16 protein-coding genes are annotated in these 16,661 nt (G+C 57.8%); 6 read left to right on the forward strand and 10 right to left on the reverse strand.

Annotation, left to right across the window (positions count from 1 at the left end; genetic code table 11):
• The first annotated feature begins 74 nt into the window (after positions 1-74).
• The gene (locus tag CS919_RS05620) at positions 75-557 is read left to right on the forward strand and encodes a MarR family winged helix-turn-helix transcriptional regulator (RefSeq protein ID WP_194187488.1); all 483 of its coding nucleotides are present in this window, start codon (positions 75-77) and stop codon (positions 555-557) included.
• A 54-nt stretch (positions 558-611) separates the two neighbouring features.
• Here CS919_RS05620 and dnaB read toward each other — a convergent pair whose 3' ends face one another.
• From dnaB to CS919_RS05660, 8 genes are all read right to left on the reverse strand, one after another.
• Positions 612-2,087 carry a replicative DNA helicase gene (gene dnaB, locus CS919_RS05625; protein WP_099298513.1) on the reverse strand — a complete coding sequence of 492 codons (1,476 nt, stop codon included), beginning with the start codon at positions 2,085-2,087 and terminating at the stop codon, positions 612-614.
• A gap of 693 nt (positions 2,088-2,780) precedes the next feature.
• Positions 2,781-3,233 carry a 50S ribosomal protein L9 gene (rplI, locus tag CS919_RS05630; RefSeq protein WP_099298514.1) on the reverse strand — a complete coding sequence of 151 codons (453 nt, stop codon included), beginning with the start codon at positions 3,231-3,233 and terminating at the stop codon, positions 2,781-2,783.
• Between the two features lie 90 nt (positions 3,234-3,323).
• On the reverse strand, positions 3,324-3,929 hold the full coding sequence (locus CS919_RS05635) for a single-stranded DNA-binding protein (RefSeq protein ID WP_099298515.1): 606 nt from the start codon (positions 3,927-3,929) through the stop codon (positions 3,324-3,326).
• 90 nt (positions 3,930-4,019) lie between these two features.
• The gene (rpsF, locus tag CS919_RS05640) at positions 4,020-4,307 is read right to left on the reverse strand and encodes a 30S ribosomal protein S6 (protein WP_099298580.1); all 288 of its coding nucleotides are present in this window, start codon (positions 4,305-4,307) and stop codon (positions 4,020-4,022) included.
• Positions 4,308-4,448: 141 nt separating this feature from the next.
• Positions 4,449-4,640 carry a hypothetical protein gene (locus CS919_RS05645; protein WP_099298516.1) on the reverse strand — a complete coding sequence of 64 codons (192 nt, stop codon included), beginning with the start codon at positions 4,638-4,640 and terminating at the stop codon, positions 4,449-4,451.
• Positions 4,637-6,130, reverse strand: coding sequence for a glycosyltransferase family 87 protein (locus tag CS919_RS05650; protein WP_099298517.1), 1,494 nt, complete (start codon positions 6,128-6,130; stop codon positions 4,637-4,639). The genes CS919_RS05645 and CS919_RS05650 overlap by 4 nt, the downstream gene beginning before the upstream one ends.
• A gap of 36 nt (positions 6,131-6,166) precedes the next feature.
• Positions 6,167-8,224: a transglycosylase domain-containing protein gene (locus CS919_RS05655; RefSeq protein ID WP_194187518.1), complete on the reverse strand. Its 2,058-nt coding sequence runs from the start codon at positions 8,222-8,224 to the stop codon at positions 6,167-6,169.
• Between the two features lie 399 nt (positions 8,225-8,623).
• A complete protein-coding gene (locus CS919_RS05660; protein WP_099298519.1) occupies positions 8,624-9,019 on the reverse strand; it encodes a DUF5318 family protein in 396 nt (131 codons plus the stop codon).
• 111 nt (positions 9,020-9,130) lie between these two features.
• Between CS919_RS05660 and CS919_RS05665 the strand changes: the two genes are divergently transcribed.
• The 4 genes from CS919_RS05665 (at position 9,131) to CS919_RS05680 (ending at position 12,349) form a co-directional block, all read left to right on the forward strand.
• A complete protein-coding gene (locus CS919_RS05665) occupies positions 9,131-10,222 on the forward strand; it encodes an inositol-3-phosphate synthase (protein ID WP_099298520.1) in 1,092 nt (363 codons plus the stop codon).
• A gap of 136 nt (positions 10,223-10,358) precedes the next feature.
• Entirely contained in the window at positions 10,359-10,808 is a 450-nt protein-coding gene (locus CS919_RS05670) for a MarR family winged helix-turn-helix transcriptional regulator (RefSeq protein ID WP_099298521.1), read from the forward strand.
• 123 nt (positions 10,809-10,931) lie between these two features.
• A complete protein-coding gene (locus CS919_RS05675) occupies positions 10,932-11,822 on the forward strand; it encodes a universal stress protein (RefSeq protein WP_099298581.1) in 891 nt (296 codons plus the stop codon).
• Positions 11,823-11,881: 59 nt separating this feature from the next.
• Positions 11,882-12,349, forward strand: coding sequence for a hypothetical protein (locus CS919_RS05680; RefSeq protein WP_228073615.1), 468 nt, complete (start codon positions 11,882-11,884; stop codon positions 12,347-12,349).
• Between the two features lie 77 nt (positions 12,350-12,426).
• Here the strand turns inward: CS919_RS05680 and leuS are convergent, their stop codons facing one another.
• Positions 12,427-15,384, reverse strand: coding sequence for a leucine--tRNA ligase (gene leuS, locus CS919_RS05685; RefSeq protein ID WP_099298522.1), 2,958 nt, complete (start codon positions 15,382-15,384; stop codon positions 12,427-12,429).
• A 264-nt stretch (positions 15,385-15,648) separates the two neighbouring features.
• On the opposite strand from leuS, the gene CS919_RS05690 reads away from it, so the two are divergent.
• On the forward strand, positions 15,649-16,236 hold the full coding sequence (locus tag CS919_RS05690) for a metallophosphoesterase family protein (protein WP_159460957.1): 588 nt from the start codon (positions 15,649-15,651) through the stop codon (positions 16,234-16,236).
• 128 nt (positions 16,237-16,364) lie between these two features.
• On the opposite strand, the gene CS919_RS05695 is transcribed toward CS919_RS05690, so the two are convergent.
• Entirely contained in the window at positions 16,365-16,610 is a 246-nt protein-coding gene (locus tag CS919_RS05695) for a ribbon-helix-helix domain-containing protein (RefSeq protein ID WP_099298583.1), read from the reverse strand.
• Positions 16,611-16,661 lie beyond the last annotated feature (51 nt).

Raw genomic sequence — 16,661 nt, forward strand, 5'->3', positions numbered from 1 at the left:
GGCGTTCCGGAAACAACAATAACCGCATATAGGTGATGTGTCAACTACTTGGTCGATGTGATTAAATGAGAGCTATGAGAGCGACTAACGAACAAGCACTCACCCCTGCCTCCCCTTGGCTCACCGATGCCCAACAGAGCACGTGGCGCGATTGGATCTTGGTCACCAGCCGCCTAGACACCGCCTTGGCGCGGCAAATGCAGAACGATTCCGCAATCTCCCTGGCAGACTACGGGGTGCTGGTGTATCTTTCCGAGCACCCAGAAAAGCGCGAGCGAATTGCCGCACTGGCAGATGCCCTGCAATGGGATCGATCCCGGCTTTCCCACCAGATCACCCGCATGACCAAGCGCGGTCTCGTTCGCCGAGAGCTGTGCAGCAACGATCGCCGCGGCGCCTTCGTGGCCATCGAGGATCACGGCATGGAGATCATCAAAGACGCAGCTCCCGGGCACGCCGGGGCTGTTCGCGAGCATTTCTTCGAGCAATTGGACGCCGAGGACGTCGAGGATCTCACCCGCATCCTCGGCAAACTGGCGGCACACTTCCGCGACTAAGAACGCGGCTCTTCCCTACCCTGGTATCAGCCGCTCAGGTATCGGCGCGGTTGCCTACATCGGCGAGCTGTAATCGCGCGCCATGTCGCTGAACTTTGAGTACTGCAGCTGGTGGGCCACCGTGACCGTGCCGATGGGACCACCACGGTGCTTCGCCAAGATGATGTCCGCCTCACCAGCACGCTCATGATCTCGGTTAGACGAGTCTGGACGGTTGATCAACATGACCATGTCCGCGTCCTGCTCCAGGGAACCGGATTCACGCAGGTCAGAGACTCGGGGAAGTGCGTCATCGCCACGAGATTCCACACCACGGTTAAGCTGCGAAATGGCGATCACCGGGACATCGACTTCCTTAGCCAACAACTTCAGCTGACGAGAGAACTCCGAGACCTCTTGCTGACGGGATTCCACGCGCTGGCCCGAGCTCATCAGCTGGAGGTAATCCACCACCACGAGTGAGAGATCGTGCTGCTGCTTCAAACGGCGGGCCTTTGCGCGAATCTCCATCATGGTCAGGTTGGGAGAATCATCGATGAAGATGGGTGCCTGGTCAATCTCTCCGAGGCGCAAAGTCAGGCGCTTCCAGTCATCCTCATCCATCTTGCCACCGCGCATGGCGGATAGATGCACTTCTGCTTCCGCCGAGAAGATGCGCATCATCACCTCAGACTTGCTCATTTCCAAGCTGAACAGTGCAGACGTCTTCTTGTGCTTAATGGATGCGCTACGCATGAAGTCCAAGGCGAGCGTGGACTTGCCCACACCAGGTCGCGCAGCCACGATGATCATCTGTCCGCCGTGCAGGCCATTGGTCATGTCATCCAGATCCACAAAGCCCGTAGGTACACCCTGAGCGAGGCCACCTTCAGCCTCCTTCTCCTCGATCTCCTGCATCGTGTCATCCAAAAGCTCGGAGAAGATCTGGTAATCCTCCGCAGCAGCAGTGTTCGTCATTTTGAACATCTCTTGCTGGGCGTTATCCACCACAGTGGCCACTTCTGCGCCCTCGATGCCGGAGTAGCCCAACTGGACGATCTTCGTTCCCGCCTGCACCAGCCGCCGCAGCGTGGCCTTCTCCGCGACCAAGCTGGCGTAAAAGCCCACGTTGGCTGAGGTGGGAGTGCGCGAAATGATGCTATGTAGATACGTGGCGCCGCCCACGCTATCCAGCTGCCCATCGCGATCCAAGCGTCCCGCCACAATGACGGGGTCAATCTCCTTGCCTTCGCCGTACAGCCGCAGAACGGTGTTAAAGATGGTGGCATGGGCGGGACGGTAGAAATCATCCGTGGTGAGCTTTTCCACCACGTCAGCGATTGCTTCCTTGTTGAGCATCATGCCACCCAACACGCCCTGTTCCGCCTCCACGTTCTGCGGCATTTGGCGGCCAAGGTCTTGCGCGCGGTACCTATCCCCCTGTGGCTTACCGCGCGACCATCCCCCTGGCGCTCCCCCGTCTTCAGGGAAATCGCCGTAGCCCGCAGCCCACTGTTCTTCGTCCGGCATACCCTGTCCCTGTGTACTCATGAGAAGTACTCTAGCGCGCGGCGAGACACTACTAAACTCCTTCGCCAACATCGCCCACAAACGAGTTATCCACAACTATACAGAGCGCACTGTGGATAACTTGGGGATAAGGTGTGGACAGTTTCCTTTTCCCCAGTTGGCCCTGTGGATAAACTGTGGATACGCAAGTCCGCGACCTGCGCGTTTCTACAAACCCGCAGGTCAGAGCATGCGCCGTGACGGGTTATTCACCGTTTATTGCGGTGGATAACTTGGGGATAAGCGTTTTCCCAGCTCGCGGTAAGTCAATACTTCTATACCCGCAGGTCACGCATTATTCGCTGATTTCACCTTTTATTCACATCTTCCAGCTCTGCCCCAAGGAAGTTTTGCACAGGCCAGGAAATCTCCAAAGCGTGCGGAAAATACACCGAAGGCCCCGGAACAATTTCCCCTATGGATACATAGGAAAGAAATCACCACGGGGCCCAAGTTGAGGCGCGCTGTTGTCTATATGTGTCTCAATTTCAGTGAGCAGGATCCCATCCAGCCGTGCGTGCTCCCCCAATAGAGAACACGCGTCTTGGGTGTCTAGGCCAAGCGGTAGGCAGGCATGCTGCTAAATAACTGTCTTGCTGCTGCGTTAGGCGCAGTTCTTCGCGGCCATCCGTTCACTATCGATATCTCTACCGGTAGCCAGAAAGCAGGTAAGAACTACTGAGCAACAACCTCGAAGTTCAGGGAAGCAACAATGTCCTTCTGCAGCTTCACATCCACGGCGTAGATACCCGTGGACTTCACTTCGTTCTTCTTCAAGGCAATAGAGTGCTTGTCCAGGGAACGGCCATTGGCCTTCTTCACTGCTGCGACTACGTCATCAGCGGTGACAGATCCGAACAGCTTGCCAGCCTCGGAGGTGCGAACCTGGACGGTTACACCGGAGAGGTTTTCCAGCTCTTGCTTGACTTCGCGTGCGTGATCCAGATCGCGGATCTCGCGTGCTTCCTGAGCGCGCTTGATGCCTTCGATCTGCTTCTCTGCACCGCGGGTTGCCAGGATGGCGTAGCCGCGAGGCAGCAGGTAATTACGTCCGTAGCCAGCCTTGACTTCAACGATGTCGCCGGGAACACCGAGATTGTCAACGGCGGCGGTGAGGATCAGCTTCATGATCCAGCCTTTCGTTGTGCAATGTTGTGCATTGGAGTGTGACTTTAAGCGTTTAAAAAGTTTTCTAGTGTCAACTAGTCAACTGGCGAATCAGAACGGTGGGTCTTCATCGCCACCACCGAAACCGGACTGCGGAGCGGAGTTCCATGGGTCGTCGTCGCGAGACGCATTACGTCCACCGAAGCCCTGGTTACCGCCATTTCCGCCATTGCCAGAGTTACTCTGACCGCCAAAGCCCTGTGCAGAGCCTTGACCACCCTGGTTGAAGTTCGATTGGCCTCCGCCATTTCCACCAAAGTTGCTGCCCTGGCCGCCTCCGCGGCTGTTAGGGGCTACCTTTTGCACCTGCGCGGTTGCATACTTCAAAGATGGGCCAACTTCGTCGACCTCAACTTCCATAACGCTACGGCGCTCGCCTTCACGAGTTTCAAAGGAACGCTGGCGCAAACGTCCGGTGACAACGATGCGATCACCCTTGGTTAGGGAGTTCGCCACGTTCTCCGCAGCTTGGCGCCACACGTTGCAGGTTAGGAACAGGGCATCGCCGTCAACCCACTGACCGGCCTGCTGATCGTAGCGACGCGGCGTAGATGCCACGCGAAAGTTTGCTACGGCTGCACCGTTAGGGGTGTAGCGCAGTTCGGGGTCAGCAACGAGGTTGCCAACCACAGTGATCGGAGTATCTCCCTGTGCCATAACTCGAGCCTTTTCCTCTGTGTTCGTGAAGTGGTGTGGTGGTGTCAGTGACCAGAAACTATCCGGTTTCTGGAAAGATCAAGAACCGTATTACTGGTCCTTGCGCAGCACCTTGGTGCGCAAGATGGTGTCGTTGATGTTGAGGACGCGGTCAAGCTCCTGCACGGTACTTGCTTCACAATTCAGGTCGAGAACAACGTAGATGCCCTCTTCCTTCTTCTGAATTGGGTACTCAAAGCGACGCTTGCCCCAGACGTCGACCTTTTCGACTTTACCGTTTTCCTTGCGGACAATATCCAAGAACTTGTCCAGCGACGGGGTAACGGTGCGCTCATCCTGGGAAGGGTCGATGATAATCATCATTTCGTATTGACGCACGGACCTCATCACCTCCTATGGTCTTTGTAGTTTCGGCCATACCCTTTTTGGCATGGCAGGAGGGTCGTTGCGTCAGCAACCCGTTCAGCTTACTCGCTGTGAGCAGGGAAACCTAATGGCTGTGCGAACCCGCGAGGAGATTCATTGCCCTGCCGCCGCAAAGAAAATTGCCACAGTAACTGGAACGAAGGTCATAAAGACCACCGCGAGGGCGAACAAGGACCACACCAGTACGCGAGATTTCCGGTAGGAAAAGGCCAAGTAGCTGCTGCCAAAGAGGATGAATCCGATCATCACGCTGGCCATGGTCACAAACATCGTTGTGTTGTTCATTCTTTTATTCTTCCCGACGACATCCTGGCCACACCACTCAGTGGGTCTTTTCCACCATGAGCTGCCCGAACGGGGTCAGGGGAGTAGCCGTATATTTGGCGCACCACAATCACAGCCATCGCGACCAACAGGCCCAGGCGAATGAGCGTGAATGAATCCACCAGCCAGTCCGGAGCCGCCAACTTGTGGGGGAGGAAGGTCCACATACGCAGGTACCAGTACACGGCCTCCACCGCGGCCCAGGAGAGCACCAAGCGCCAGCGAGGAAGGGCCAGGACCAGCAGCGGAACCAACCAGAGGGAGTACTGCGGGCTCCACACCTTGTTGGTGATCATGAAGGCAAGCACCACCAGGAACGTGATCTGACCCAGCCGGGGCGCCTGCCGTGCGGTGAGTACCACGACAGTCAGCGCGACCAGTGCGGCCAACAGCAGCATCAGGGTGATCATGTTGAACTGCTCTGCGCCCACCACTGCCTTGCTGGGGGTGGTGCCTTCCCAGCTGCTTCTTCCGGTGGCGTGAGCAATCACCGCATAAATGGTGGAGCCCTCCCATCCGCGGGTGGAGTTCAGGCGGAAGAATTCTCCCCACGCCTGGGGATATAGCAGGTAGATGGGCAGATTGACCGCGATCCACGTCAACACCGTGCCCGCGATCAATTTGGCCATCGCTGCCCACTGTCGCGCGCGCAGGCACAACAAAATGATGGCACCCACCAGGAAGATCGGCCATAGCTTGGCAGCAATTCCCAACCCAGCCAGCACGCCCGCCCCCGTGGGCTTGCAGTGTGCCCACGCCGCGATCGCTGCCACGGCAAACAGGATGGACAGCACGTCATAGTTTGTGAAGGCATGCACGATGACCAGGGGAGACAGTGCCATCAGAAGTGTGTCCCACTTGCGATTTCCTGCCAGCATCGCGATGATTGCGCAGGCAGCCATCCAGCACGCACCAAGGAACACTGCGGTCACACCGAGGTTGAGCGCAGCATCGGCTGCAGGTGGAAGTCCCAAGGCGCTCCATACCGAACTAACGATGCGGGTCAGTATTGCCATGAGGTACTGGAATAGCCCTGTGATCACGGGATATTCCAGATAGCGCGTCACGCCATCGGCTTGCCAGGAGTAAGCGTAGGGAAAAATGCCCTCATTGAGCCCCCGGCCGTTATAGAGAACGACGATGTCCGAATAGCAGGCGGAGGTGTACTGCGGCTGGCCGGACCAATCCACAAACGGGCCGTCGGGAGAGGTGCCCGTGCGTACACAGTTGGCTTTCTGCATCCAGCCAAAAGAGAGAAAGAATGCACTCAAGGCCAGGATGACACGCAGGGGAGTCCACCACGGTTGCTGTCCGATATACGCGTGCGATCCAGGGGGACCGCCCAGGAAACGAACAAACCCCCGAGCTGCAGGTTCCGTCTGGGAAGGCAGCACCCGCGGGTGCGCCGTGTTCCCTTCTTTAACCTGTGGCTCGGGGGAGTGGTGGGTCATCGTCGTTGCCTTCGAGATAACGGGAGAGTAGCTACCTTAAGGGTTAATCAGTCCGTCGATAATCGCGCCGATGTCCTGTCCGCCACCATTGTTTGGTGCTGGGGCAGGGGCAGGCACTGGTGCGGGTTCGTTCGGCGATGGTGCAGGCGCCGGTGACGGAGCCGGTGCCTGAGTCACCGGTGCTTGTTCCACTGGCTGTTGTTCTTCGTAACCGCCGCCGCCACCGCCGGTGGCTACCTCTCCCGCAGATCCACTGGCCGTGTCTCCGGAATCACCGAAGTACTCCACGTCGGCGTTCTGCAGGGAGCTATCCATAACGTTTTTCCAGATCGTGGCCGGCACGCTGGAGCCGTACATGATGCCGCCCCATTCGTTAACCAGAGGCTGGTTATCTACAGTTCCCAACCACACGGCCGTGGCCAGCTGCGGGGTGGAACCGATCATCCAGGCATCCTTATTCTGGCCGGTATCGCCCAGCTGAGAGGTACCTGTCTTGGCTGCCGAAGGACGTCCGCCCGCAAGGCTGTTGCCATTGGAGTAAGCGGCGATTGGGCCCATGGCCTCCACCACACCGTTGGCCACTTCCTCATCGATAACCTGGTCGCCCTCCGGGTTGGAGTTATCCAGCAGAACATCTCCATCAGCATTTTCTACCTTCTGCACGAAGTGCGGACGGTAGTACATGCCCTCATTGCTCAAGGTGGCCAAGATGGATGCCATGTCCAGTGGGGAGGACTGATACTGGCCCAGGGTGATGCCTTCGAACGGAGCTCCGCCGTTTTCCTTCAGCGTCTCACCCACGCCAGGCAGCGTCTCTGCTGCACCCAGGCGGTGAGCCATATCGGCTACGTCCTGTGCACCGCCGTTGAGCTCACGAGTCAGGCGGATAAAGGAGGTATTCAGAGACATCTTCAACGCCTGCGAAATCGGGCAGGAGCCACAGGACTGGTCGTCCACGTTGGTCACTTCGGTCTGGCCGGTAGTGACAGGGGAAGAATCGAAGTAATCGTAGATACTTCCTCCCTGGTCCAAGTAAGCCGCTAGGGCAACGATCTTGAACGTTGAGCCGGTCTGCAGGCCCGCACCCGCATAGTCGTAACCCACTGGATCTTCGCCGCCGTACCACGAGCGCACAGCGCCAGACTTCGGATCCACGGAGACCACTGCCTCACGCACATCCTCGGCCAAGCTCTCGGTCTGGGTGCGGGCTTGCTCCACCGCCGCGTTTTGCGCCTGCATGTCGATAGTAGTGGTGATTCGCAGGCCTCCCGTATTCACCTGCTCTTCGGTGATTCCGGCCTCTTCCAGCTCCGCAATCACGCGGGACTTGATCAGTCCATTCGGGCCTTCACCCACGTTGTTGTTGGCGGTTGCGGCAGGATCCTGCACGGCCGGGTACGTGGCATTAAGACGCTCGGTTCGCGAAATTGCACCAATGTCCACCATGCCGTCCATGACATAGTTCCACCGGTATTCAGCATTATCGCGGTTGGTCCACGGATCCAATGAGGATGGAGCCTGGATGGTAGCGGCCAATACCGCGCCTTCCTCCGGAGTCAGCTGGGAGACATCCTTGTTGAAATATGCCTTGGATGCTGCGGAAATGCCGTAGGCGTTTCGTCCGAAGTAGATGGTGTTCAGGTAGGCCTCAAGGATCTCGTCCTTGGACCACTCGCGTGCCATCTTGGCGGAAATCACCAACTCTTTGGCCTTACGAGTTAGGGAGAATTCATCGCCCACCAGCGCGTTTTTTACGTACTGCTGGGTAATCGTGGAACCGCCGCCGGCACCAGAGCGTCCCAGCAACTGGCCAAATGCCGCGCGGGCAAAGCCGGTCACGGAGAAACCGGGGTTGGTGTAGAAGTTGCGGTCCTCAGCCGAGAGCACAGCGTTACGTACTGGCTCGGGGATCTCACTCAGGTCCACGTTTTGCCTGTTGCCTTCTGGTGGCACGATGCGTGCCAATTCCGTGCCATTGTCCGACGCCATGATGTAGGAAATTTGGTTGTTCACCAATTCCTCTGGTTCTGGCACCTTAGTCACGGAGTAGGCGGTGAAGAATGCAATCAGAGGAACAATGATGGCCACTGCCATAAGAGCTGCGAATCCTGCGAGCAGGGAACGGCGGAACTCCTTGGACTTCCAGCTGTTCTTCTTCCGGGCGCGCGCAGTGATGTTGCCATTAGAGGCCACCTTCTGCTGCGTGGCCTTATTCTTAGGTCCATTCTTCGCAGCAGGGCGGTTCCGCTGGGCACTCGGGCGCTGGGCCTTAGAACCCTGGGCTTTAGCACCCTGGGAATTCGGGCGCTGAGCCTTAGAACTCTGGGCACCGTTGGATCGAGACTGGCCCTTGGCGCCAGCCTGGTTTCCCTTGCCGCGGGCATTGTTCGGACGACCCTGGTTGGCCGACGTGTTGCGGTTCGGGCGCTTCCTCGGTGGCTTACTGTCAGAAGACAATGGGATAAATCTCCATTACTCGAGTAATTCTGGCTATTAACGCAGCGTGAGTACCTCGTGCTGCGTTAAAAAGTTCCACTTGCAGTGCAAGCACACTTCCACAGTATGGATTGATAACTCCGCGTCCGCGCCCGTTTCGAGCGCAGCGAAATCCTCAATCAGTTTCTGTATCTCCGTTACATTACGCGCAGTACCCGACTTTTCACCTAACCACTGGCCGTGTATCCAGCGCGTCAACCTTAAGTTTTGCTGTCCGCACACCGGACAATCGGCGTCAATCGACTCGCCAAGAACTTCGGCGGAGGCGATCAGGGACGGGGTGGCGTCGAGAATTGAAGACCTGCTGCGCTCCCCACGCCGCACCTGGGCAAGCACCCGGGTGCGGTCGAGATGACGGTCCATGACGCGGCGCGAAAGGGAGGAGGCGGACATGCCGACATCCTACGTTCAGCGTCAACTTGATCGGTTCACTAAATCAACTTGATCGATAAACATCGCCGCCAACCACGGGATTTTCCGAGTAGAGACATAGCTTTGAAAGTTATGAGTGAAAACACAGTGAACATTGCAATCGTAGGTCTGGGCAACTGCGCCACCTCGCTGGTTCAGGGTCTGACCTACTACGCAGACGCCAACGATGGGGACGATATCCCCGGCCTGATGCATGCAAAGTTCGGCCCGTACCGCATCTCCGATGTAGAGGTTGTTGCCGCATTCGATGTGGACGAGGACAAGGTGGGCAAGGACGTCTCCGAGGCTCTGGAGGCTTCCCAGAACTGCACCATCAAGATCGCCGACGTGCCGGAGCTGGGAGTCAAGGTTCAGCGCGGACACACCTACGACGGCCTAGGCAAGCACTACCTGGAGACCATCGAAGAATCCTCCGAAGCACCGGTTGACGTGGTAGAAGCCCTCAAGGCCGCCAACGCAGACGTGCTGGTCAGCTACCTGCCTGTAGGTTCCGAAGAGGCAGACAAGTTCTACGCGCAGTGCGCCATCGACGCAGGCTGTGCCTTCGTCAACGCGCTTCCTGTGTTCATCGCTTCTGACCCGGAGTGGGCTAAGAAGTTCGAAGACGCTGGCCTGCCCATCGTCGGCGATGACATCAAGAGCCAAGTAGGCGCCACCATCACCCACCGCGTGCTGGCTAAGTTGTTTGAAGACCGTGGCGTGCGCTTGGAGCGCACCATGCAGCTCAACGTGGGCGGCAACATGGACTTCAAGAACATGCTGGACCGGGAGCGTCTGGAGTCCAAGAAGATCTCCAAGACTCAGGCCGTGACGTCCAACCTCAAAACCAGTCCGCTGGCCGGCAAGGTGGCAGACCGCAACGTCCACATCGGCCCGTCCGACTACGTGGAATGGTTGGATGACCGCAAATGGGCGTACGTCCGCCTCGAGGGCTCCGCTTTCGGCGAGGTTCCGTTGAACTTGGAGTACAAGCTGGAAGTATGGGATTCCCCTAACTCCGCGGGCATCATCATCGATGCCGTGCGCGCCGCCAAGATTGCCTTGGACCGGGGAGTGGCCGGTCCGGTCAACCCGGCGTCCAGCTACCTGATGAAGTCCCCTCCAGTGCAGTTGCCTGATGACGTTGCTCGCGCGCAGCTGGAAGAATTCATCAACGGCGCGTAGTTTGCCGGACGTGCGCGCCTTATTGGGTTCCCCTCCTGGGTTTGCCTCCTAGGGTGCGCCAATTGCACTGTTCAGCCCACGGGCGATTAAGGTTTATCTCGCAAACAACTTAAGCCCATTGAGGTAGCGTATAAACATGCCCAAGACTCCGCTAGAGATCGCACAAGATCTGCGACCGGCCCTGTCACGTCTCAACCTGCTGTACTTCCGCCAAGCAGATTCGTACACCATCAGCTTGGCGCAGATGTCCATCATGACGATTCTGGATGAAACTGGCCCCATGCGAATCAGCCAGATCGCGCAGGCAGAGGCCATTCGCATGCCAACCGCCTCCAACGCGGTCAACCAGCTGGAATCCATGGGCTTGGTCTCTCGCGTGCGAGATGTTTCTGACCGCCGCGGAGTCAGCGTGCAGCTGACCGAGAAGGGCAAGGAAGAGCTGATCCGCAGCGGTGAGAACCGCAATGTGGCACTGGCTCGCATGATCGAAAACCTCACGCCTGAGGAGATTGCTCAGGTGGAAAAGGCAGCTCCGCTGATCAACCTGATTTTGAATCGCTACACCGAGGCACACTCCAAGGACTAGGCGCACGCATTCGTGAGCAGCGAAAATACTTCCAAAAGCTTTAAGTCAGCTTTTCCCCGCAATCCTGCGAAGAGCTCTTCCCCGCAGGGGAAGGGCTCTGAAGTTCGTCCACTCCGGGTGCTGATGACGTGGCGCCCTGATTCCGCTGGCGATGAGGCCGCGCGGTTCGTGGCGTGGCTTTCTCGCACCCAACCCGTTCTTGTCCGCACCGCCACGGTGATTTCCCGAGTGTGGACCCAGCAGCCCGGTTCCCGGGAGAACGAAGAGTTTGCGCAGTGGCTTCAGGCTGAATCTGAGGCCTGTTCTCGGGCCGCCCGCTCGGCACTCCTGGATGCGGGAGTGCCCTCGTCCATGTTGGACGCTGAGGTTCCTTCCGCTGTTTCTACCGATCATTCGGAGACCTCCGTTCTTATCGACGCCGCCAAGGACTTTCAGGCGGATCTCATGCTGCTGGGATCCCATCCCGCCGCTCCTCAGGGGCGCTACCGCATCGGCTCCACTGCAGACGCGTTGCTGCACTGCTCACCAGTTCCGCTGGCTCTTGCTCCGCGTGATCCTAAGCTCTCTAAGCGGGGGATTACGCGCGTGAACTGTAGTTATGTGGATACAGAGCAGTCTCACCAAGCGTTGCGGCACGCGGCGGACTTGGCTGCACGATGGAATGTTCCTCTGCGTTTGGTGGCGTTCAGCCCGCGCGGGGCCACCATGTATCCCACGACGGTGCCATTTTCCGATAGCTACGACATGATGGTCGAGTGGCGCGAGCAGGCGCTGGCATTGTTGGATCGTGGTAAAGATCGCGCTTTGTCCCGTCATCCGGATCTGCACGTCCAGACTGAAGCTGGAGCTGGTTATGGCTGGTCCGGGGCTATGAACGATATGAAGTGGAAGAAGGGCGATCTGCTGGTCATGGGATCTTCCGTGCTGGGAGACTTCAACCGTGTTTTCATTGGACCTTCCACGAACCAGATTCTGCGGCACTCTCCGGTGCCGGTGATGATTAGCCCGGTGTAGCAGTAGTCCTGCAGGCTCAATAACCTGCGGTTTTTCGATTGTGTAGGCTCGGAAGCATCATGTCTAACACGCTTGGTTCCCCTGATCCCCACGAGCCACGTATCTCCGTGCCGCGTGACGGTGCCATGCCGTCGTCGCGGCCGGATACGTTGGATTACGAAGCAGATCCGCTGCTTCGCTTGGAGAAGAACAACCAGTCCACCCGCCACGCGGTGATTTTCTTCTTCGCCATCATTGCCGCCATGTTCGGCACTGCGCTGTTGATCTACTTGGTGTCCCAAGTGATGGGCGGCCCACGTTGCGAGGCAGATAGTTCCGCAATGCTGTGCAGCACCACGATGCGAGTTATCTTCGCCATCCTGCCCACCGCGATCGCACTATTCGGGCAGTTCGGCAGCGCCTGGATCACTTACGCCCGCTGGCGCGACCACCTGCGGTGGCGCCCTTGGCTGGCCGTGGTGTGGTTCATCATGCCCATCACTTTGGCCTGGGTTATCTCCATCGGGTCTGCGCTGCTGATCGGCTAGAGAATCAGGCACTCAAGACGGATGAAAGGCAGGCACCGATTTGTGGTGCCTGCCTTTCGCTTTTTCGACTACCGTGGTCACTTCGCGACGATGTTGACCATCTTGCCTGGTACAACGATGATCTTCGCCACCTTCTTACCCTCAATATGGCCCACCACGTTGGGCTCTTCCAATGCGGCCTTTTCTATATCCTCACGCGAGGCATCCGCGGGCACGGTGATCCGCCCACGTAGCTTGCCCATCACCTGAACAGGCAGCTCGATGCTGTCATCCTTCAACCAACGCTCTTCCCAGGTAGGGAAGGGGCGATAGGTGACGCCATTGTCGTTACCCAAGATCGCCCACATTTCTTCTGCGATGTGTGGAGCAACAGGAGCGAGCATGAGCACCAACGGCTCTACTGCAGCGCGTGGCACAGCAGCTTGGCCGTATGCACCGCTGCCGCCGTAAGTCTTGGTGAGGTAGTTAACGTACTCGATGAGCTTGGCCACGGCGGTGTTATCGCGCAGCTCAGCGTAATCCTCGTGGACGCCGGCGACGGTGCGGTGCAACGCGCGGTTGTCGTCGTCGGAAAGAGAAGCACTAGTGACTGTGGAATGGCCGGTGGACTCGTCCACAACCAGGCGCCACGCACGCTGCAGGAATCGCTGCGCACCCACCACGTCCTTGGTTGCCCACGGACGTGACGTGTCCAGTGGTCCCATCGCCATCTCGTAGACGCGCAGGGTATCCGCGCCAAAGTTCTCGCAAATGTCATCCGGGCTCACGGCATTCTTCAGGGACTTGCCCATCTTGCCGTACTCCTGGAAAACCTCCTCCTCAGAGCCATCTCCGGCGGGGTCGGTCCAGAAGAACTTGCCCTCGCGCTCAGTGACTTCCTCGGCGGGAACGTACACGCCACGGGCATCCGTGTAGGCGTACGCCTGGATGTAGCCCTGGTTGAACAAGCGATGGTACGGCTCGAAGCTGGATACGAAACCGAGGTCGAAGAGAACCTTGTGCCAGAAACGGCTGTACAGCAGGTGCAGGACAGCGTGCTCCACACCGCCGACGTACAGATCCACGCCGCCGGAGGGGCGGCCCTCGCGAGGGCCAACCCAATAACGCTCATTTTCGATGTCCACCAGGGCATCGTCGTTGGTGGGATCAATGTATCGCAGCTGGTACCAAGAAGAACCCGCCCACTGCGGCATCACGTTGGTATCGCGCCGGTACATCTTCGGCCCATCGCCTAGATCCAGCTCCACGTTGACCCACTCCTTGGCCTTAGCCAACGGGGGTTGAGGGGCTGAATCCGCATCGTCAGGATCAAAGCTGACCGGCTTGTAATCCTCTACCTCAGGCAACTCGATGGGCAGCATCTTCTCAGGCAGTGGGTGAGCTACACCATCCTCGTCATAGACGATAGGGAAAGGCTCGCCCCAGTAGCGCTGGCGAGCGAAGAGCCAATCGCGCAGCTTGTACTGAATCTTTCCTTGACCAGTACCGTTGTTTTCCAGCCAATCGATCGTTGCGGCCTTAGCCTCGTCCAGACCCAAGCCGTTGATGTCCAAGCCACGGTCGTTCGCACTATTGACAGCTACGCCGCCGTCAACGAAAGCCTTTTCCAGCTCGCCCTTTGGAGGTTGCTGACCTTCCGGAGCGACCACTTGGGTGATGGATAGTCCGAAAGCCTTGGCGAACTCGAAGTCACGCTCGTCATGCGCCGGAACGGCCATGATGGCACCGGTACCGTAGCCCATCAGGACGTAGTCAGCGATGAATACGGGAATGGACGCGCCGTTGACCGGGTTGGTGGCAGTCACACCCAAGTACACGCCGGTCTTTTCTTTGTTCTCCTGACGTTCCAGATCGCTCTTCGCAGCGATAGACGCACGGTACGCTGCAACTGCTTCAGCAGGATTGCTAGAACCATTGGTCCAGCGCTCGTCCACACCGTCATAAGTCTGGTCACCAGCGGCTTCCACCAGCGAGTCCACGAGCTCGTGCTCCGGAGCCAGCACCATGTACTGCGCACCGAAAAGAGTATCCGGCCGAGTGGTGAATACAGTGATCGAGTCATCGGTGGCGTCGGACGAAAAAACAACCTCTGCACCACGGGACCGACCAATCCAATTCCGCTGCATGGACTTGACCTTCTCCGGCCAATTCAAATAATCCAGATCATCAATCAGACGATCCGAATACGCAGTGATGCGCATCATCCACTGCTGGAGATTCTTGCGGAAAACGGGGAAATTACCGCGCTCGGAACGGCCGTCCGCAGTGACTTCCTCATTAGCCAACACAGTTCCCAAGCCGGGGCACCAATTGACCATGGAGTTCGAGCGGTACACCAAGCGGTGTTCATCGAGAATGGCCTGACGCTCAGCCTCGCTCAGAGAAGACCAATCCTCGCGCTCGCCAGCAAATTTTTCTTCCAGCTCAGCAATCGGACGCGCCTTACCCTTGCCGTCATTAGCCTCTGGATCAAACCAGGAGTTGTAAATCTGCAGGAAAATCCACTGCGTCCACCGGTAAAAATCAGTGTCCGTGGTAGCCACGGAACGGCGCTTATCGTGACCCAAACCCAGGCGACCTAGCTGGCGCTCCATGTTCTCGATATTCGCCATCGTGGTGGTACGCGGGTGAGTGCCGGTCTGTACAGCGTACTGCTCAGCGGGCAGGCCGAAAGAGTCATAACCCAGCGTATGCAGGACATTTGCACCCTTCATACGGTGGAAGCGCGCAAATACGTCCGTGGCAATATAACCCAGCGGGTGCCCCACGTGCAGACCCACACCGGACGGATAAGGGAACATATCCTGCACAAACATGCGGTCTTCCGGCAGCTGCAAACCCGGTTCCGAAAGATCTCCCGTGGGGTTGGGAGCGTTAAACGTGCCTTGCTGCCTCCACACGTCCTGCCAGCGCTTCTCAATCTCCGCTGCAAGCTGCGGGGTGTAGCGATACGTGGTGGCGTTCGCTGAATCCGCGTTGCCTGCGCCGGACTGGCCTTCTGGGCTGGTCGAATTGCCGGTAGCTGGGGTAGTCATGCTTGAAAATTGTAGTGGGTGGCCGGGACAACGGTGCAACCGCGTGGGCTGGTGGATGCACCGCAGGCGAAATATTGGGCGTTCGGCGGAGACGCCACTAGTGGCTAGCCATGTGACAACTTTGAACTCCCTAGGTGAGCTGCCAACTCTCTAGAGCCTCACATCAGATGCAAAATACGATTCCTCTGCTTACAGTTAGGGGATTGAACTCCTTGAGGTTAGGTAGAAATGGGTGCTGGTGAAGTAGGACCAGGTTTCTGGACGGTGTCTGATCTTCATCTGGGACACCGCTTGGTTTCAGAATTGCGTGGGTTTGTTTCAACTGATCAACATGATGCAGTGATTTTGAATAACCTTCGGGAGATTCCAGATCGCGTGAGACTAGTGTGTCTGGGGGATATTTCGGTACGTCGTGATGATGAGGCGTTGCAACGGTTGGGAGAGCTCAAGCGTGAGAAGTCTTTCAGGATGATTCTGGTGCCGGGCAACCATGATCGTGTGCATCCGATGTTCGGGATGGATTCGGTTAGGGAGTGGACACCGAAGTATAGGGAGGTCTTCGATGTGATCTCGTTTGATCTGCAGGTGCGGATTGGTCGGTGGCTTGTGCTGCTGACTCATATTCCGCGGGCTGTGGGGGAGTTTGCGGTGGTGGATCCTCATCAGACGGACAAGCTGGCCCGGTGGGCAGCTCGAGAGGGGTTCGAGTGCACGGTGCATGGGCATGCACATTCGGATGTGGCGATTCGGCGCGAGAACGTGAACGTATGTCTGAAGGCGACAGGCTTACGTCCGGTGTCACCGGCGGCGCTGGAGGAGATGGTGACCAAGGCAGTGCGATTAAAGCACTGAGCTAGGAACAGCAGTTCCCTCCATTGGGTGAGGTCATCATCGATGAGGTTCTATCCACAGCGGATGTGAGGCGGCGTGGATGCCATCGCTTTCTGCGACGCCGTGTTTAGTGGCAGATTTCGCTGCTCTCATGCCGCCGTGAGTGCGCTGATGGCTTGGCGAACAAGTTCGGATCGGGTGAGATGCTTTTCCGCAGCCAGGCGGTCTAGGGCGCTGAGTTCATCGGCGGTGAGGCGCACAGCGACCACTTGCGCAGGATCTGTTCCACGACCGGGGCGTCCGCGTCCGCGCTTTTTCAGAGCCTCCAGATCGTAGCCTTGTTCTGCTTCGGAGACCCAGGTGTCGAGTTGGTTTTGGGTGATGTTCACAGGCATAGAAATATTGAATAACGAAAATAGCTTATCGTCGATGCTAACCATGATTTC

Source organism: Corynebacterium dentalis (genome assembly GCF_900232865.1).
Classification (GTDB): domain Bacteria; phylum Actinomycetota; class Actinomycetes; order Mycobacteriales; family Mycobacteriaceae; genus Corynebacterium; species Corynebacterium dentalis.